The organism is Desulfovibrio diazotrophicus (assembly GCF_902498985.2).
Lineage (GTDB): Bacteria > Desulfobacterota > Desulfovibrionia > Desulfovibrionales > Desulfovibrionaceae > Desulfovibrio > Desulfovibrio legallii.
On the sequence record NZ_OX346397.1, the window covers coordinates 1,442,717 to 1,460,222 of the forward strand.

General features: G+C 62.7%; 17 protein-coding genes. All 17 read left to right on the plus strand.

The window, feature by feature from the left end; translation table 11 throughout:
* Window positions 1-9 precede the first annotated feature (9 nt).
* The 17 genes from J7I12_RS06245 to J7I12_RS06325 all read left to right on the plus strand — a co-directional run bounded on the left by J7I12_RS06245 (window position 10) and on the right by J7I12_RS06325 (window position 17,204).
* Complete coding sequence (locus J7I12_RS06245; RefSeq protein ID WP_118230336.1) at window positions 10-996, plus strand: beta-ketoacyl-ACP synthase III; 987 nt, start codon at window positions 10-12, stop codon at window positions 994-996.
* A 226-nt stretch (window positions 997-1,222) separates the two neighbouring features.
* Complete coding sequence (gene fabG / locus J7I12_RS06250; protein ID WP_118230335.1) at window positions 1,223-1,987, plus strand: 3-oxoacyl-[acyl-carrier-protein] reductase; 765 nt, start codon at window positions 1,223-1,225, stop codon at window positions 1,985-1,987.
* Window positions 1,988-2,068: 81 nt separating this feature from the next.
* On the plus strand, window positions 2,069-2,302 hold the full coding sequence (gene acpP / locus J7I12_RS06255) for an acyl carrier protein (RefSeq protein ID WP_118230334.1): 234 nt from the start codon (window positions 2,069-2,071) through the stop codon (window positions 2,300-2,302).
* 243 nt (window positions 2,303-2,545) lie between these two features.
* Entirely contained in the window at window positions 2,546-3,793 is a 1,248-nt protein-coding gene (gene fabF / locus J7I12_RS06260; RefSeq protein ID WP_118230333.1) for a beta-ketoacyl-ACP synthase II, read from the plus strand.
* Between the two features lie 68 nt (window positions 3,794-3,861).
* Window positions 3,862-5,100 carry a serine hydroxymethyltransferase gene (gene glyA, locus J7I12_RS06265; protein ID WP_302549063.1) on the plus strand — a complete coding sequence of 413 codons (1,239 nt, stop codon included), beginning with the start codon at window positions 3,862-3,864 and terminating at the stop codon, window positions 5,098-5,100.
* Between the two features lie 116 nt (window positions 5,101-5,216).
* Window positions 5,217-5,708 (plus strand): deoxycytidylate deaminase, encoded by a 492-nt coding sequence (locus tag J7I12_RS06270; RefSeq protein WP_118230331.1) that lies wholly within the window; start codon window positions 5,217-5,219, stop codon window positions 5,706-5,708.
* A complete protein-coding gene (ribD, locus tag J7I12_RS06275) occupies window positions 5,701-6,849 on the plus strand; it encodes a bifunctional diaminohydroxyphosphoribosylaminopyrimidine deaminase/5-amino-6-(5-phosphoribosylamino)uracil reductase RibD (RefSeq protein ID WP_118230330.1) in 1,149 nt (382 codons plus the stop codon). Before J7I12_RS06270 ends, ribD begins: the two co-directional genes overlap by 8 nt.
* A gap of 162 nt (window positions 6,850-7,011) precedes the next feature.
* Window positions 7,012-7,716, plus strand: a complete 705-nt coding sequence (locus J7I12_RS06280; protein ID WP_118230329.1) for a riboflavin synthase — start codon at window positions 7,012-7,014, stop codon at window positions 7,714-7,716.
* A gap of 80 nt (window positions 7,717-7,796) precedes the next feature.
* Window positions 7,797-8,264: a 6,7-dimethyl-8-ribityllumazine synthase gene (gene ribH / locus J7I12_RS06285; RefSeq protein WP_165450861.1), complete on the plus strand. Its 468-nt coding sequence runs from the start codon at window positions 7,797-7,799 to the stop codon at window positions 8,262-8,264.
* Window positions 8,265-8,267: 3 nt separating this feature from the next.
* Window positions 8,268-8,753, plus strand: coding sequence for a transcription antitermination factor NusB (nusB, locus tag J7I12_RS06290; RefSeq protein WP_118230328.1), 486 nt, complete (start codon window positions 8,268-8,270; stop codon window positions 8,751-8,753).
* A 14-nt stretch (window positions 8,754-8,767) separates the two neighbouring features.
* Window positions 8,768-11,281, plus strand: coding sequence for a leucine--tRNA ligase (gene leuS / locus J7I12_RS06295; protein WP_118230327.1), 2,514 nt, complete (start codon window positions 8,768-8,770; stop codon window positions 11,279-11,281).
* A 590-nt stretch (window positions 11,282-11,871) separates the two neighbouring features.
* Window positions 11,872-13,827, plus strand: a complete 1,956-nt coding sequence (locus J7I12_RS06300) for an NADH-quinone oxidoreductase subunit 5 family protein (protein ID WP_288908014.1) — start codon at window positions 11,872-11,874, stop codon at window positions 13,825-13,827.
* Window positions 13,827-14,678 carry an NADH-quinone oxidoreductase subunit H gene (locus tag J7I12_RS06305; protein WP_118230325.1) on the plus strand — a complete coding sequence of 284 codons (852 nt, stop codon included), beginning with the start codon at window positions 13,827-13,829 and terminating at the stop codon, window positions 14,676-14,678. The genes J7I12_RS06300 and J7I12_RS06305 overlap by 1 nt, the downstream gene beginning before the upstream one ends.
* Before the next feature lie 12 nt (window positions 14,679-14,690).
* A complete protein-coding gene (locus J7I12_RS06310; protein WP_118230324.1) occupies window positions 14,691-15,239 on the plus strand; it encodes an NADH-quinone oxidoreductase subunit B family protein in 549 nt (182 codons plus the stop codon).
* A gap of 18 nt (window positions 15,240-15,257) precedes the next feature.
* Window positions 15,258-15,734 (plus strand): NADH-quinone oxidoreductase subunit C, encoded by a 477-nt coding sequence (locus J7I12_RS06315; RefSeq protein WP_118230323.1) that lies wholly within the window; start codon window positions 15,258-15,260, stop codon window positions 15,732-15,734.
* Window positions 15,731-16,813 (plus strand): hydrogenase large subunit, encoded by a 1,083-nt coding sequence (locus J7I12_RS06320; RefSeq protein ID WP_118230322.1) that lies wholly within the window; start codon window positions 15,731-15,733, stop codon window positions 16,811-16,813. Before J7I12_RS06315 ends, J7I12_RS06320 begins: the two co-directional genes overlap by 4 nt.
* Window positions 16,814-16,817: 4 nt before the next feature.
* Window positions 16,818-17,204, plus strand: coding sequence for a 4Fe-4S binding protein (locus J7I12_RS06325; RefSeq protein ID WP_118230321.1), 387 nt, complete (start codon window positions 16,818-16,820; stop codon window positions 17,202-17,204).
* Window positions 17,205-17,506: the final 302 nt, after the last annotated feature.

Here is a 17,506-nt window from a genome sequence, read left to right on the forward strand (position 1 = left end):
GTACCCCCAATGAAGCCTTTTTGCCATCTGCTTGCCCTGCACGCCTACGTTCCCGACACGGTGCTGACCAATGCCGACCTGGCCGCCGTGGTGGACACCAACGATGAATGGATCGTTTCCCGGACGGGCATCCGCCGCCGCCACAGGCTGGACGCGGCCGACAACGCTTCGGACATGGCCCTGCGCGCGGCGCGCGGCGCGCTGGACGATGCGGGGCTGCTGCCTGCCGAGCTCACCCACGTCATCACCGCCACCTGCACGCCGGACGTGCTCTCTCCTTCAGTGGCCTGCATTGTGGCCGGGCAATTGGACACAGGGCCGGTCATGGCCTTTGACTTCAGTGCCGCCTGTTCCGGTTTTTTGTACGGCCTTTCCCTCTGCCGTTCGCTGCTGGCCCAGGATCACGAGGCCAAGATTCTGTTTATCTGCGCCGAGGCCCTCAGCCGCCGGGTCAACTGGGCGGACCGTTCCACCTGCGTGCTCTTTGGCGACGCGGCCACGGCCTGCGTGGTCAGCGCGGGTTCGGCCAATGTGCTGGCCGGGCTGGAAGACGTGCTCTGCCTGAGCGACGGCCGCCAGCGCGACCTTATCGTCGTGGGCGGCGGCACCTCCAGCCGTTATGGCCTGGGCGACCCCGTGGGCGAAGATTTTTTCATCCGCATGCAAGGGCGTGAAACGTACAAGCATGCCGTGCGCAGCATGGTGCAGGTCTGCGAAGACGTGCTGGCCAAAAACGGCCTCACGGCTGCGGATGTGGACCTGCTGGTGCCCCACCAGGCCAACCTGCGCATTATAGAAGCCGTGGGCGGCCGCCTGGGCATCACGGGCGAGCGCGTGTTCGTCAATGTGGACCAGTACGGCAACACCTCTTCGGCCTCCATTCCCCTGGCCATTGCCGAAGCGCACGCGCAGGGGCGCATCAGGCCGGGCTGCCGGGTACTGGCTACGGCTTTCGGCGCAGGGCTTACCTGGGGCGCGGCCCTGCTGCGCTTTTAAGCCGATTTTTCTCCGGCCGCACGCGGGGCCGGGGCGCACGCGGCGCACCGCGCGTGCAACAACATTTTTTACGGGCGTTTCTCCACGCAGGGGGCACGCCGGGCGCGCAGGACACGCCCAGAAAAACGGCGATGCTTCGCCCCTGCCGCGCGGCCGGCCCTGACGGCTTTTCCGCGCTTTTCGCTCCAACTGGCGTGCCGCACGCCGCAGACTAAAGGCAGGCAATATGACAACCGTGCAGTGCCCTTCCACCCAAGACGCGCCGACGGCCTTGGTAACCGGCGGATCACGCGGCATCGGCCGGGCCATTGCCCGCACCCTGGCACGGGAGGGCTTTCAGGTTTACCTTACCTACGTCAGCCGCCCGGAAGAGGCGGAAAAAACCGTAGAGGAAATCCGCTCCCAGGGCGGCCAGGCCAGGGCTTTTGGCCTGGACGTGAGCGACGGGGCCGCCGTGGCCGACTTTTTTGGCGCCGAGATCAAGGACCAGGTCAACCTGGCCGTGCTGGTCAACAACGCGGGCATCACCAGGGATGTTCTCTTACTGCGCATGAAGGACGAGGACTTTGACCGCGTGCTCACCGTCAACCTGCGCGGAGCCTTTTTGTGCTCGCGCGAGGCGGCCAAGATCATGAGCCGAGCCCGCTACGGCCGGATCGTCAATATTTCTTCCGTGGTGGGGCAGATGGGCAACGTCGGGCAGGTCAACTACGCCGCGGCCAAGGCAGCCCTGCTGGGACTCACCAAATCTTGCGCCAAAGAGCTGGCCGCCAGGCAGATCACGGTCAATGCCGTGGCCCCCGGCTTTATTGAAACGGACATGACCGCAGCCCTTACCGATGAAGTGCGCGCGGATTATGTGGCGGCCATACCCCTGCGGCGCATGGGCCGGGCCGAAGACGTGGCCGAAGCCGTGGCCTTTCTGGCCTCGGACAAGGCCGCCTACATCACCGGACAGGTGCTGGGCGTCAACGGCGGCATGTACTGCTGACCGCGCCCGCGCCACAAAGACCCCGCCCGGCCCCGACGCCGGGCCAACAGAGAGACCATTACTTTATTGCTGGAGGATACCATGTCTGATGTTTCTGAAAAGGTAAAAAAGATCATTGTGGATCAACTGGGCGTGAGCGCCGAAGAAGTGAAGCCCGAAGCCTCCTTTGTGGAGGACCTGGGCGCCGATTCTCTGGACCTGACCGAGCTGATCATGGCTATGGAAGAAGAGTTCGACATTGAAATTGCCGACGACGACGCCCAGAAGATCCTGAAAGTGCAAGACGCCATCAGCTACATCGAAAACAAGCAATAGTACCGGCGCGCCAACGCCGGAGGGGCTTCCGGCTTTCCGGCCCGCAGCCTGTCGCCGGGCTTTGCCGCACGGGCGCGCCGTGCCCACCCGTCGCAAAAACGGCGCGGCGGCACAAACGCCCAACGAAACCGCGCTGTTGCCGCGACCGTGAGGCGTCCGCCGCTGCGGACGAAGGACGCTTTGAATTCCCATGACAGCCGCAGTGGGGGGACGCCGCGTCCCCCCGCCTTCAAAGGAGCATGCATGACCCGTCCCCGCGTAGTGATCACCGGCATTGGCGGCGTTACGCCCCTCGCCAATGATATGGAAAGCACCTGGAAAAAGCTGCTCGCCGGCGAGTCGGGCATTGCGCCCATCACCCTTTTTGACGCTTCGGCCTACGATGCCCGCATTGCCGGCGAAGTGAAAAATTTTGTGCCCGAAGACCACATCCCCATGAAGCAGGCCCGCCGCATGGACCGCTTCACCCAGTTTGCCGTGACTTCGGCCCAGATGCTCCTCAAAGACGCGGACTTTACCGTAACCGACGCTAACGCCTACGATACGGGCGTCATCCTCGGCATCGGTCTGGGCGGTCTGCACACCCTGGAGACCTACCACGCCAAGCTGCTGCAGTCCGGTCCCAACAAAATCTCGCCCTTCATGATCCCCATGCTCATTTCCAATATGGGTCCGGGGCAGATTTCCATTTTTACCGGCGCCAAAGGCCCCAACATCGTCACCACCACGGCCTGCGCCTCCGCCATCCACGCTCTGGGCACGGCTTTTGACAACATCCGCCTGGGGCGGGTCACTGCGGTTATTTCCGGCGGCGTGGAGGCCACGGTCACGCCCCTGGGCGTGGCGGGCTTTACGGCGCTCAAGGCGCTTTCCACCCAGTTTAACGACGAGCCCACCCGCGCCTCCCGCCCCTTTGACGCCAAGCGCGACGGCTTTGTCATCGGCGAGGGCGCCGGCCTGCTGCTGCTGGAATCGCTGGAATCGGCCCAGGCGCGCGGCGCCAAAATCTACGCTGAAATGGTGGGCTACGGCGCCACGGGCGACGCCTACCATATGACCGCTCCCTGTGAGGACGGCGTAGGCATGGCCCGCGCCATGCAAAACGCCCTCAAGGATGCGGGCATCCAGCCAGAGGCCGTGGAGCACATCAACGCCCACGCCACCTCCACCATGCTCAACGACAAGACCGAAACCCGCGCCATTAAACTGGTCTTTGGCGCGCATGCGCCCAAGCTCAAAATTTCCGCCACCAAATCCATGACCGGCCATTTGCTGGGCGCAGCCGGCGGCATCGAATCCGTATTCACGGCCCTGGCCCTGCGCGACGGCATGCTGCCTGGCACCATCAACCTGGAAAATCCCGATCCGGAATGCGATCTGGACTACCTGGCGAACGGCACGGTGCACCAGGCCTGCAGCTACGCCATGTGCAACTCTTTCGGCTTCGGCGGCACCAACGCCAGCGTCATTTTTAAAAAGTGGGAAGCCTAGGGCCCCACGCCCTTTGCCCCGCGGCCGGGGGGGCATGGTCCGCCCCCGCCAACCATAAGGAAGCGCTCATGGACGAAATCCTGCTCCAAGACCCGGAACTGGCCCAGGCCATCATTCTGGAATCCAACCGTCAGGTCAGCAAACTGGAACTCATCGCCTCGGAAAACTTCGTTTCGCCGGCAGTGCGCGAGGCCCAGGGCAGCGTGCTGACCCACAAGTACGCCGAAGGCTACCCCGGCAAGCGCTATTACGGCGGCTGCGAATACGTGGATATAGCCGAGACCTTGGCCCAGGACCGCGCCAAGCAGCTTTTTGACTGCCAGTATGTCAACGTGCAGCCTCATTCCGGCTCACAGGCCAACATGGCCGCCTATCTGGCCTTCATGAAGCCCGGCGATACCATTTTGGGCATGAACCTTTCGCACGGCGGGCACCTGACCCACGGCAGCCCGGTGAACTTCTCCGGCCGCCTCTTCCACGTGGTTTCTTACGGCGTGGAGCGCGAAACAGGCCGCATTGACTACGACCAGGTGGCCACCCTGGCCCGTGAACACAAACCTCAGGCCATTGTGGCGGGCGCCAGCGCCTACCCCCGCGCCATTGATTTTGCGCGTTTTCGGCAGATTGCCGACGAAGTGGGCGCCACCCTGGTGGTGGACATGGCCCACATTGCCGGGCTGGTGGCCGCAGGCCTGCACCAGAGCCCCCTGCCCTACGCCCACATCACCACCACCACCACGCACAAGACATTGCGCGGTCCGCGCGGCGGCATGATCCTTTCCGGCGAAAGCATGGCCAAAACCCTCAACAGCCAGATTTTCCCCGGCATTCAGGGCGGGCCGCTCATGCACGTCATCGCGGCCAAAGCCGTGGCCTTTGGCGAGGCCCTGCGTCCTGCCTTCAAAAAATACCAGCTGCAGGTGGTGCAGAACGCCGCCACCCTGGCCGCCTGCCTCACGAAGGCGGGCTACGACCTGGTTTCCGGCGGCACGGACAACCACTTAATGCTGGTGGACCTGACCAGCAAGGACATTACGGGCAAGGACGCCGAACAGGCCCTGGACAAGGCGGGCATTACGGTAAACAAAAACACCGTGCCTTTTGAAACCCGTTCGCCCTTTGTTACTTCGGGCGTCCGCCTGGGCTCTGCGGCCCTGACCACGCGCGGCATGAAAGAAGACGATATGCGCCTGGTGGGCAGCTTTATTGTGGAAGCCCTGGAAAAACGCAACGAACCCGCCGCGCTGGAAAACATCCGTAAAAAGGTGGAGGAGTTCGCCCGGCAGTTCCCGCTGTTTGCCTGGTAAGCCGTTTATGGCGGTCCGGCTTACGTTTGGGCGTAAGCCGGACCGCGCTCAAGGCAGCGCACGCGGCGGCAGTCTGGCCGGGCTTGTCCCCGGCCGCAACTATTTCAGGTGGTCCTATGCAACGCATGCCTTGGCCCGAATACTTCATGAACATCACCTACCTGGTAAGCGGGCGCTCCACGTGCCTGCGCCGCCGGGTGGGCGCGGTGCTGGTGAAGAACAAACGCATCCTGGCCACGGGCTACAACGGCGCTCCGGCCGGGGTGCCCCACTGCCTGGAGGTGGGCTGCCTGCGCGAACAGCTGGGCATCCCTTCCGGCCAGCGGCACGAAATCTGCCGGGGGCTGCACGCGGAGCAAAACGTCATCATTCAGGCCGCGGTGCACGGCATCAATATCAGCGGCGCGGAGCTCTACTGCACCACCCATCCCTGCGTGCTCTGCAGCAAAATGCTTATCAACTGCGGCGTTCGCCATATCCTCTATGCAGAGGACTATCCAGACGAACTGGCCACGCAAATGCTGCGTGAAGCCGGGGTTCTTGTGGAACAGCTGCCCTTCGTCCCCCCCGTGGTCAGCGCTCAAACCGGAGAAGGCTCCCATGTCTGAACTGGATTACGCTCCCTTTATGCGCGAGGCCATAGCCCTTGCCGAGAGGGGTCGTTGGAAGACCTGTCCCAATCCCACGGTGGGGGCCGTACTGGTGCGCGACGGACACGTGGCGGCGCGCGGCTGGCACCATGCCGCCGGGGAAGACCACGCCGAGGTCGCCTGTATCAAGGACGCCCGCGCGCACGGGGTGGACCCGGCAGACTGCACCCTGGTGGTCACCCTGGAGCCTTGCTGCCATCAGGGCAAAACCCCACCCTGCACCGCGGCCGTGCGCGAGGCCGGCATCAAAAAGCTGGTGGTGGGTCTGGCCGACCCCAACCCCGTGGCCTGCGGCGGTGCGTGTCAGTTACGCGAAGCCGGGCTGGAGGTGGTGGAGGGCGTGTGCGCGCAGGAGTGCCGCGACCTGGTGGCGGATTTTCTGGTCTGGCAGACCCAAAACCGGCCTTACGTCATCCTCAAGATGGCCGCCACTCTGGACGGACGCATCGCCACGCGCAAGGGGCAATCCCAGTGGATCAGCTCCGAGCCTTCTCGGCAGGAAGTGCAGCGCCTGCGCGCAGGCATTGGCCTGTGCGGTGGAGCTGTGCTTATCGGCGGCGGCACCTTCAGGGCGGACGACCCGCGCCTGACGGTACACGAGGCCGGGGCAACGGCCCCACAACCCTTGGCCTGCGTGCTGACCTCGCGCCTGCCGCAGCCCGACGCGGATTTTCATTTGCTCAGGCACAGGCCGGAGCAGACCATTTTTATGGCCTCGCCAGCGGCGGCGGCCTCCACCACGGCCAAAGCCCTGCGCGAAATGGGCGTGCGCGTGCTGGCCCTGGGCCCGCGCGCGCGCGGAGGCGGCCCGGACTTTGTCGGCCTGCTGCAACTTTTGTGGCAAGAACTGCACTGCCCCTACGTACTCTGCGAAGGGGGCGGCAAGCTGGCGCTGAGCCTGCTGGAAGCCGGCATGGTGGACGACTTTCGCCTGCACCTGGCCCCTATAATTCTAGGCGACGCGGACGCCCATCCGCTGTTTTCCGGCCGTGCGCCCCTGAGCCTGGACGAGGCCCTGCGCCTGCGTGTAAGCCGCACGGACATTTGCGGCGGGGACGTGCACATCCGGCTGCATCCCCTGGACACGCTGCTCGCCTGAGCGCACGTGCCGCCTCCCCTATGCCGGTGGGCTCACCGCGCACACGCTTACGCAAAAAAGGTTTTTGAAAGATAGAGGGCGTGGGGCGAAGGGAACTTTTGATCACAAAAGTTCCCTTCGCCCCACAAAAAACACAACTAAAACCATCCCAAGGGTACAAATATGTTCACGGGTCTGGTGCAAGGCGAGGGCGAGGTCGCGGACCTGCGTCGTTCAGGCGCGGAGTGCCGCCTGCGTCTGCGCCCGCTGTTTGCTCTTTCCGGGCTTGTAGCGGGCGAATCCATTGCCGTCAACGGCGCCTGCCTTTCAGTGGAAACCTTTGGGGACGCGGACTTTACAGCCTACGCTTCGGCGGAGACCCTGGCCCGGACTACCCTGGGCGCGCTGCGGCCTGGCGACCGCGTCAATCTGGAGCGCGCCCTGGCCCTGGGCGACCGTCTGGGCGGGCATCTGGTAAGCGGCCATGTGGACGGCATTGCCACGGTGCAGGAAGTGCGGGCCGTGGGGCAGTCCTTGCGCTGTCGGCTGCGCTTTCCTCCGGAGTTCGCGCCGGAAATCATCCCCAAAGGGTCGGTGACCCTTGACGGCATCAGCTTAACAGTCAATGATTGCGGTCCGGATTTTCTTGAGGTCAACGTCATTCCCGACACCAGGCAACGCACGGGCATGCGCCGCTGGCGGCCCGGCGTGTCGGTGAATCTGGAAACGGACCTTATCGGCAAATATGTGCGGCGCGTACTGGACGCGCGCGCGGCAAGCAGCACGCCGCCGGGCGCGCAAACGGCGGCTGAAGACCCCGGCGCGCAGGACGCGGCCGGCGGCGCGGGCGTGACCCGTGAGCTGCTGCTGCGCAACGGTTTTATCTGATTATGGCGCGTTCCGGCTTTGGGCCGGGGCGCTTTGTCGTGAACAACGGCCTTGAGGAATATACCTTCCTGGGAGTGAACATGACCGTACAAACCATCGCCGGCCAGTTGGACGCCAAGGGCCTTAAAGTGGCCATGGTGGCCGCGCGTTTCAACGATTTTATCGTGGACAGGCTGATCAGCGGCGCGCTGGACTATCTGGAACGCCACGGCGCAAGCCAGGACGACATCACCCTGGTGCGCGTGCCCGGCGCTTTCGAGATGCCTCTGGTCTGCCAAAAGCTGGCCCAGAGCGGCCGTTTTGACGGCGTGCTGGCCCTGGGCGCGGTCATCCGCGGCGGTACGCCGCACTTTGACTATGTCTGCGCCGAGGCCACCAAGGGCATTGCCCAGGCCATGCTGCACGCGGGCACGCCCATCGGCTTCGGTCTGCTGACCTGCGACAACATTGAACAGGCCATTGAACGCGCCGGGGCCAAAGCTGGCAATAAAGGGGCCGAAGCCGCCGCCGCCATGCTGGAAACCGTCCGCGTGCTGGAGCAGCTCTAACCCATGGCCAAAGGAAAAAACGCCACCCGTCACGGCGAGCGGGCCCAGGCCTTTCAAGTGCTCTACGGCCTTTCTTTTACCTCGGCCACCAGCATGACGGACCTGCGCAGTCAGTTTTTGCGCACGCCCGCCGCCACGCCCGACCCCGCCAGGGAGCCGGGCGATATGCCGGTGGGCTTTGCCTGGGAACTGGTGGAAGGCGTCTGGCGGGAACGCGAACGCCTGGATCAGCTCATTGCCCGCCACGCCCGCAACTGGCGGCTGGACCGCATGGGCCGGGTAGAGCTGACCCTGCTGCGGCTGGCCGTCTACGAGCTGCTCTGCCGACCCGACGTGCCGCCCCGGGTAGCCATTAACGAGGCCCTGGAACTGAGCCGGGAATACGGCGCGGACACGGCCAAAAACTTTATCAACGGCATTCTGGACGCCGTAGCCAAGGCCCTGGAATCCCCCTCCGGGGAAAACCCTGCGCCCGTCCCGTCCGCCTAACCTCCTGGTACGCCATGACGCACGAACGCTACAATCCGCAAGCTATTGAAGAAAAATGGCAGGCCCGCTGGCAGGCGGAAAACGCCTTTGCCTGCAGCGACAAGAGCGACAAGCCCAAGTACTATGTGCTGGAGATGTTTCCCTACCCTTCGGGCAACATCCACATGGGCCATGTGCGCAACTACGCCATTGGCGACGTGGTGGCGCGCACCAGGCGCATGCTGGGCTACAACGTGCTGCACCCCATGGGCTGGGACGCCTTTGGCCTGCCGGCGGAAAACGCGGCCATCAAACACCACACCCATCCCGCCCGCTGGACTTACGACAACATCGCCAACATGCGCGCCCAGCTCCAACGCCTGGGCTATTCCTACGACTGGTCGAGAGAAGTCGCCACCTGCCGGCCGGAATACTACCGCTGGGAACAGATGTTCTTTCTGCGCCTGCTGGAAAAAGGTCTGGTCTACCGCAAGAAGGCCGCGCAGAACTGGTGCCCCTCCTGCCATACGGTACTGGCCAACGAGCAGGTCATTGACGGCCTGTGCTGGCGCTGTGACAGCCGCGTGATCCAGAAAGACCTGACCCAATGGTTCCTTAAAATCACGGCTTACGGCGACGAACTGCTGGAAGACCTGCAGAAGCTGGAGGGCGGCTGGCCCGAACGCGTGCTGGCCATGCAGCGCAACTGGATCGGCAAATCCACGGGCGCGGCCGTCACCTTTGCCCTGGAAAAACCCGTGGAGGGCGCGCAGAGCCTGGACGTTTTCACCACCCGTCCGGACACGCTCTTCGGCGTCACCTTCATGACGCTTGCGCCGGAACACCCCCTGGTGGAACAACTCATTGCCGGGCAGCCGCAGGCCGACCAGGTACGCGCCTTTGTGGAGCGCATCCGCAATATGGACCGCCTGGACCGGCAGTCCGAAAATTTGGAAAAAGAAGGCATCTTTACCGGAGCCTACGCCCTGCACCCCTTCACAGGGCAGCGCGTGCCCCTGTGGCTGGGCAACTTTGTGCTGGCGGACTACGGCACCGGCGCGGTCATGGGCGTGCCCGCCCACGACCAGCGCGACTTTGAGTTTGCCCGCAAGTACGGCTTGCCCGTCAAGGTGGTCATCTGCCCCAAGGGGGAGGAACTGCGGGCCGAAGAGCTTGCGGAGGCCTTTACCGCCGAGGGCGTCATGGTGGGCTCCGGCCCCTTTGACGGCCTGCCCAATGTGGAAGGCAAGGCCGCCGTGGCCGCAGCCTTGGAAAAAGAAGGCAAAGGCCGCGCCACCACCCAGTTTCGCCTGCGGGACTGGAACATCTCGCGCCAGCGCTACTGGGGCGCGCCCATCCCCGTGATCTACTGCGAAAAATGCGGCGTGGTGCCGGAAAAGGAAGAAAACCTGCCCGTGCTCCTGCCCATGGACGTCAAAATCCGCGAGGACGGCCGTTCCCCCCTGCCGGAGACCCCGGCTTTTGCCCAATGCGTCTGCCCGCGTTGCGGAGGCCCGGCCCGGCGCGAAACCGACACTCTGGACACCTTTGTGGAGTCTTCCTGGTATTTCGCCCGCTACACCAGCGCCCGCAATACCCAGGCCCCCTTTGACCCCGCCGCCCTCAGCTACTGGCTGCCCGTGGACCAGTACATCGGCGGTGTGGAACACGCCATCCTGCACCTGCTCTATTCCCGCTTTTTCACTAAGGCACTGCGCGACCTGGGCTTTTTCCCCGCCGGGCTGGACGAGCCCTTCGCCAACCTGCTCACCCAGGGCATGGTGCTGAAGGACGGCGGCAAAATGTCAAAATCCAAGGGCAATGTGGTGGCCCCTGCAGAGATGATCGCCAAATACGGGGCAGACACGGTGCGGCTGTTCTGCCTCTTCGCCGCCCCGGCGGAACGGGACTTTGACTGGTCCGATTCAGGCATCGAAGGAGCCTCGCGCTTCATCGGCCGCGTCTGGCGGCTGTTTATGGAAGAACGGGAACGGCTCCTGCCCCTCAAGGCCTGCCAGGCCACGGACGCGGACGCCCAAACGGTCGAAGCCCGCGACCTGCGCCGCCGCGAACACCTGACGGTCAAAAAGGCCGGGGAGGACATGGGCGAACGCTTCCAGTGCAATACGGCCATTGCCGCCGTCATGGAGCTGGTCAACGCCATGTACCTGGCCCGGGAAAAAATGGGCAACAGCGAGAGCGAACGCCGCGTGTTCTCCTCTGCCATGGCCACGGTGCTGACCCTGCTCGCGCCCATTACCCCCCACGTCTGCGAAGAACTGTGGGAGCGCCTGGGCCACGTCGACACCCTGTCCGGCGAGGCATGGCCCCGCTGGGAGGCCGCAGCCACCGCGCAGGACATGCTTACCGTGGCCCTGCAGGTCAACGGCAAACTGCGCGGCACCGTGCAGGTGCCGGCGGAAGCGGACAAGGTCGCGCTGGAGCAGGCCGCCTTGGCGGACCCCAACGTACAACGCCACACAGCCGGGCTTACCGTGCGCAAGGTGGTGGTAGTGCCGGGCAAGCTGGTCAACATCGTGGCCAACTGACGACAGCGCCGCCCGCTGCGGGCTGACCGGAGGAATCCGGAAAACGGGCGGCAAGGTCCGGCAACGAGAACTTGCCCCACTCTGAACAAAACCGCCCTTCTTTGCGCCCGCGGCGTTAACGGCCCGCCCGGCCGCTCGCGCCAATCTGACATCTGCCCCGCAAAAAAACGCCCCGGCAAGAGCCGGGGCGTTTTTTATGCGCCGCCCCAGAAACGCATACTCAGGAGGTAGGATTCTTACAAAACCTCAGGACGCACAGACCACCCCCAGTATGGCTGTTCTGCCTGCCTACTCGCATTTCGTGGCAAGGATTTTCAAGAAAATCCTTGCAGAGCAGTTAGCTCATTTCATTCGCTAACTGTTCCGGTAACACGTTTTTTGTAAATTTATTACAAGTAAACTACAACGATATTCATCAAGCAATCAATCTGTGAATTTTTTCTTGCCCATTGACGTAATACAACAGTTGCGATACTGGAATTATTACTCATATGCACCAATTTTTTTGAAGGAGGTCTTTGTTGCAGGTTGTGAGAAGGTCTGGATTTGGTGAATGTTTTCACAACTACTAGGGTAATGGGGCAACTATCATGAGCTTACTTGTTTTTTGTTGCGTTGTGCTGCCCTTTATTGTGGCCATTGCGCTTTATTTCACACAAAGCGACGGGTGTCGCAAACTGTTGGTGCCCACCGCCGTGGCGGTCATGGCGCTTTCTGCGGTCTTCCTGGGGGCCAACGGGGCCTTCCGGCTGGAAGCCGAAACCTTCTTTGGCATGCCGCTGGACACGCTTTTCAGCGTCCTGGACCTCCTGCTGCTGCTCTACATTCTGGGCATCGGCTGGAAGCTGGGCAGCAGACTGGTCATGGGCATGACCGTATTGCAGCTGGTCGGCCTGCTCTACCTCAAATTTGTGCTGGCCGAAGGGGACGCCCCCGCAGTAGCCTTTGCCCCCGATGGGCTTTCTCTCATCATGGTTATCATTATTTCCGTGGTGGGCGGGCTTATCACCATTTATGGTCTGGGCTACATGGATGTGCACGAAGAGCACCTGCATTTGCGCGTTTCCCGCAAGCCGCGCTTTTTTGCCATTATTTTCTGCTTCCTGGGGGCCATGAACGGCCTGGTGCTGTGCAACAATCTTTCCTGGATGTTTTTCTTCTGGGAAGTGACCACCTTGTGCTCCTTCCTGCTCATCGGGCACGACCAGACCGAAGAAGCCAAGGCCAACGCCTACCGCGCCCTGTGGATGAACGTGCTGGGCGGCCTGGCCTTTGTTTCGGCCATGCTGTTTATCCAGAAAAGTCTGGGCACCCTTTCCACCGAACTGGTGCTGCAGAAGATGACCGGCATGGATGTGAAGAGCACGGCCATGCTGCTGCCTTTTGCCTTCTTCTGCGTGGCGGCCTTTACCAAATCCGCCCAGGTGCCCTTTGAAAGCTGGCTGTGCGGGGCCATGGTGGCGCCCACGCCCGTTTCCGCCCTGCTGCACTCGGCCACTATGGTCAAGGCCGGCACCTATTTGCTGCTGCGCATGGCCCCGGCCTTTGCCGACACCACCATGTCCACCATCGTGGCCCTGTTCGGCGCTTTCACCTTTGTGGCCACCTGCATCCTGGCCGTAAGCCAGAGCAACGCCAAAAAAATTCTGGCCTACTCCACCATCGCCAACCTGGGCCTGATCATCGCCTGCGTGGGCATTAATACGGCAGCCTCCATGATGGCGGCCACCACCATCATCATCTACCACTCCGTTTCCAAGGGCCTGCTCTTCATGTGCGTGGGCACCATCGAACAGCGCATCGGCTCTCGCGATATTGAAGACATGCGCGGCCTGTACGGCAAAATGCCGCGCACGGCCGTCATCACGGTCATCGGCATCTTCACCATGATGCTGCCGCCCTTTGGCATGCTCATCGGCAAGTGGATGGCCATTGAAGCTATCGCCCGCGCCACCCAGGCCATGACGCCCATCGTCTTTTTCGTGGCCCTGGGCTCGGCCTTCACCGTGCTGTTCTGGGCGCGCTGGGCCGGCGTCATCGTGTCTTCGTCCAACTTGCACGAGCATCCGCGGCACGGCGACACCCGCCCGTCCATCATGTTTGCCCTGCGGTCGCTCTGCGGTCTGGCGCTGATCTTTTCCTTCATTGCGCCGCTGGTGCTCAAGACCTTTGTGGAGCCCTCCGTGGTCGGCGTTTACGCCCGCTTCAACCTGCACAGCGAAGGCTTCATCCCCGGCGCGTCCCTTACAGGCGCGGGGGGCTTCGGCTGGATGTACATTCTTTTCATCCTGCTGGCCGTGGGCGTCTGGCTGGCCTGGCGCGCGGCCCGCAAGGTGCCGGGCAAGGCCCATGCCGAACCCTACTTCTCCGGTCTGACCCAGGTAAAGGATGGCCAGGTGGGCTTCAAAGGCCCCATGAACGTCTTTGAACCAGCCCGTGTGGCCAACTTCTACCTGGCCCAGTACTTTGGCGAAGGCACCATCACCAGAGGCATAGACATCATTTCCACGGCATTCCTGATCGTTCTCATAGGAGGTCTGCTCTGATGCTCTCTATCCTCGGCGCTCTCGGCGGCCTGCTCTTGTCGCCCCTGGCGGGCGGATTGCTTAACGGTGTGGACAGACGCCTCACGGCGCGCATGCAGTCGCGCGTGGGGCCGCCCCTGTTGCAGCCTTTCTACGACATCCTCAAACTGGCGGGCAAAGAAGCCAAAGTAACTAACGCCTGGCTGGTCTTCTGCGCCTACATCACGCTCATTTCTTCGGCTCTGGCCCTGTTCATCTTCTTCATGGGCGGCGACTTGCTGCTGCTTTTCTTTGTACTTTCGGTGGGCGCGGTGTTTCAGGTGGTAGGCGCCATCTGCGTGCCCTCCCCCTACAGCAATGTGGGCGCCCAACGTGAACTGCTGCTCATGCTGGCCTACGAGCCCATCCTTATTCTGGTCTTTGTGGGTTTTGCCATGTGCACGGGCTCCTTCTCTCTGGCGGACGTGTTCAGCTTGAAGGAACCCCTGCTGCTCAAAATGCCCCTGCTTTTCCTGGCCCTGGGCTACGCCCTGACCATCAAGCTACGCAAATCGCCCTTTGACATCGCGGCCAGCCACCACGGCCATCAGGAACTGGTCCGCGGCGTGCAGACCGAATATTCCGGTCCTTTCCTGGCCATTATTGAAGTGGCCCACTGGCTGGACCTGGTGCTTATCCTGGGCCTGTGCGCCATGTTCTGGCACACCAGCGTGGTGGGTATGGCCATTCTGGTGGCCGCTTCGCTGTTTACGGAAATCGTCATCGACAACATCACGGCCCGGCTTACCTGGCAGTGGATGGTGCAGAAAAAGTCCCTGCTGCTCGGCATGGGGCTGGCCCTGGTAAACCTTTTGTGGCTGTACGTTGCGTAAGGAGGCGGGAAAATGGGATTTGTCGATAAAATGATCAAGCGGAGCCGGCTCAAGTCTCCGTGGATCGTGCACTTTGACTGCGGTTCCTGCAACGGCTGTGACATTGAGGTGCTGGCCTGTCTCACGCCCCTCTACGATGTGGAGCGCTTTGGCGTGGTCAACACGGGCAACCCCAAGCACGCGGACGTGCTGCTGGTCACCGGCACGGTGAACCACCGCAACCGCCATGTGCTCCAGCAGATCTATGAACAGATGCCCGAACCCAAGGCCGTGGTTTCCATCGGCGCGTGCAACCTTTCGGGCGGCGTGTTCAAAGACACCTATAATGTACTCAACGGCGCGCACACCATCATCCCTGTGGATGTCTTTGTGCCCGGCTGCCCGCCCAAACCCGAGGCTATCATCGACGGCGTGGTGCAGGCCCTGGGCGTGCTGCAGGCCAAGATGGGCCTGGGCCCGGAACCGGAACCCACCCGCATGCCCGGCGATGAGGACAATACCCCGCCCACGGAAGCGGCCGCCCCAAAAACCGACGACCAGCCACTGCAAAACGCGGGCTAGGACCCGAAGGATTGCGCCATGCTTTTTGAAGCCAAGGAAGTTACGCCGGAAACGCTGCTGGGCGAAGTGCAGCAGCTGGCCAACAAAAAATACCGTTTTGTGACCATGTCGCAGACCGTGGTGGACGAAAACACCCTGCGGCTGTTTTACCACTTTGATGAAAACCTGACCATGACCGACCTGCGCAACAACGCCGATATGTGCGTGTGGGAACCGCAGGACGCCAAGGGCATGGTCCATTTGCGCATGGACGTAAACAAGGATGCCCCCATCCCCAGCATCACGCCCGTCTACTTCTGCGCCGTGCTTATTGAAAACGAAACCCAGGACCAGTTCGGCGTGCGTTTTGCGGGCCTGCCCCTGGACTACCAGGGCGGCATGTACCTGGAAGGCGAAGTCAGCCACGCCCCTTACTTCACCATGACCACCGTGCGGCGCGCCCCGGCGGCCAAGGCCGGCGCCGCGGACGCGGCCCCCAAAGGAGAGCAGGCATGAGCAACCGCACCACCGTCATCCCCTTCGGGCCGCAGCACCCTGTGCTGCCCGAACCGCTGCACATCAAGTTTGTGGTGGAGGACGAAACCGTGGTGGGGGCCGTGCCCCAACTCGGCTTTGTGCACCGTGGGCTGGAAAGCCTGGTCCGCGTCAAGGACTACAACCAGATGGTCTTTGTGGTGGAGCGCATCTGCGGCATCTGCTCCTGCATCCACGCCAACTGCTATTGCAATGCCATTGAAGACCTCATGGGCATCACGGCCCCGCCACGCGCCCAGTTTCTGCGCGTGGTCTGGTCAGAACTGCACCGCATGCACTCGCACCTGCTCTGGCTTGGCCTGTTTGCCGATGCTTTTGGCTTTGAAAGCGTCTTCCAGCAGTTCTGGCGCATTCGTGAACACGTCATGGACATCTGTGAAGCCACGGCCGGCAACCGCGTCATCCTCTCCGTCAATGTGGTGGGCGGCGTGCGCCGCGACCTCACCCCGGACCAGATCCGCTGGATGCTGGGCCGCCTGGACGAACTGGAAACCGGCATGCGCGAGCTGACCCGCACCATGCTGGACGACTATACCGTGCAGGAGCGCACCCGCGGCATCGGCTATCTGAGCAAAGAGGACGCCCGCCTGCTGGGCGCAGCCGGCCCCACCCTGCGCGGCAGCGGCTGGGAAATTGATGAGCGCATGCACGGCTATGCCGCCTACAAGGATCTCAACTTCATCCCCGTGGTGGAGCCGGACGGCGACTGCTACGCCCGCGCCAAGGTGCGCTTTTACGAAGTGCTGCACGCCATTGAGCTCGTCCGCGAAGCCCTGAACCGGCTGCCCGAAAGCGAACTCACCGTCAAGGTGCCCGGCAACCCGGAGGGCGAATCCGTCTTCCGTGTGGAGCAGCCCCGCGGTGAGCTGTTCTACTACATCCGCGCCAACGGCACCAAAAACCTGGAACGCATGCGCGTGCGCACGCCCACTTTTGCCAACATCCCCGCCCTGCTGCACATGCTGCCGGGCTGCAAACTGCCCGACGTGCCGGTGATCGTGCTGAGCATCGACCCGTGCATTTCCTGCACTGAGAGGTAGCGCCATGTATATGCTTCCCAACGTGTTGCGCAATCTGTCCGCCAAGCCGGCCACCAGGCTCTATCCCCTGGAGGAGCGCGAGCCCTTCGCCAGCTACCGCGGCGTCATCACCAACGACGTGGAGCACTGCATCTTCTGCAGCACCTGCGCCAGAGTCTGCCCCACCGGGGCCATTGTGGTGGATGCCAAGGGCGGCAAGTGGAACTACGATCCCTTTCTCTGCGTCTACTGCTCCGCCTGCGTGGAAAAATGCCCTACCAAGTGTTTGCTGCAGGAACCCATCCACCGCAAGCCTTCGGTGAGCAAATTTGTGGTCCACCGTTCCGGCACCCCCAGGACAAAGAAAACCAAACCCGCTCCGGCAGCCGCCAAGGCGGAAGAAAAACAGTAAAAGGCCTTGCGGGGGCCCTCTTTTGCTCTGCCGTCTATTTTCCCAGGCCGCGGCCTGACAAGCGTCCATCCGGGACGCCCTGTGGACGGCAGAAAAAGAGGGCCCCCTATCCTTCAGAACAGCTTGCTGGTGAGAATCTGTATTCTCGCAACGGCACGCCCGTTCCGGCGCGTAACCACGCCAATCCTTGCACTTGACCTGCATGCCGGGCGTCTCTTATGCAGCTGCCAAAGCAGTTTCAACGTAAATTTGCCACCATACCTTTATTCCGCAACCCAATCATAGCGGAAAATGCAGGGGCA

Bases quoted from the DNA above. Each gene is read 5' to 3' on its own strand.
- ribH (WP_165450861.1), top strand. From the start codon at position 7,797: ATGACCGTACAAACCATCGCCGGCCAGTTGGACGCCAAGGGCCTTAAA.
- nusB (WP_118230328.1), top strand. From the start codon at position 8,268: ATGGCCAAAGGAAAAAACGCCACCCGTCACGGCGAGCGGGCCCAGGCC.
- J7I12_RS06300 (WP_288908014.1), top strand. From the start codon at position 11,872: ATGAGCTTACTTGTTTTTTGTTGCGTTGTGCTGCCCTTTATTGTGGCC.
- J7I12_RS06305 (WP_118230325.1), top strand. From the start codon at position 13,827: ATGCTCTCTATCCTCGGCGCTCTCGGCGGCCTGCTCTTGTCGCCCCTG.
- ribD (WP_118230330.1), top strand. From the start codon at position 5,701: ATGTCTGAACTGGATTACGCTCCCTTTATGCGCGAGGCCATAGCCCTT.
- leuS (WP_118230327.1), top strand. From the start codon at position 8,768: ATGACGCACGAACGCTACAATCCGCAAGCTATTGAAGAAAAATGGCAG.
- J7I12_RS06325 (WP_118230321.1), top strand. From the start codon at position 16,818: ATGTATATGCTTCCCAACGTGTTGCGCAATCTGTCCGCCAAGCCGGCC.
- fabF (WP_118230333.1), top strand. From the start codon at position 2,546: ATGACCCGTCCCCGCGTAGTGATCACCGGCATTGGCGGCGTTACGCCC.
- J7I12_RS06310 (WP_118230324.1), top strand. From the start codon at position 14,691: ATGGGATTTGTCGATAAAATGATCAAGCGGAGCCGGCTCAAGTCTCCG.
- fabG (WP_118230335.1), top strand. From the start codon at position 1,223: ATGACAACCGTGCAGTGCCCTTCCACCCAAGACGCGCCGACGGCCTTG.
- J7I12_RS06320 (WP_118230322.1), top strand. From the start codon at position 15,731: ATGAGCAACCGCACCACCGTCATCCCCTTCGGGCCGCAGCACCCTGTG.
- J7I12_RS06280 (WP_118230329.1), top strand. From the start codon at position 7,012: ATGTTCACGGGTCTGGTGCAAGGCGAGGGCGAGGTCGCGGACCTGCGT.
- glyA (WP_302549063.1), top strand. From the start codon at position 3,862: ATGGACGAAATCCTGCTCCAAGACCCGGAACTGGCCCAGGCCATCATT.
- J7I12_RS06270 (WP_118230331.1), top strand. From the start codon at position 5,217: ATGCAACGCATGCCTTGGCCCGAATACTTCATGAACATCACCTACCTG.
- J7I12_RS06315 (WP_118230323.1), top strand. From the start codon at position 15,258: ATGCTTTTTGAAGCCAAGGAAGTTACGCCGGAAACGCTGCTGGGCGAA.
- J7I12_RS06245 (WP_118230336.1), top strand. From the start codon at position 10: ATGAAGCCTTTTTGCCATCTGCTTGCCCTGCACGCCTACGTTCCCGAC.
- acpP (WP_118230334.1), top strand. From the start codon at position 2,069: ATGTCTGATGTTTCTGAAAAGGTAAAAAAGATCATTGTGGATCAACTG.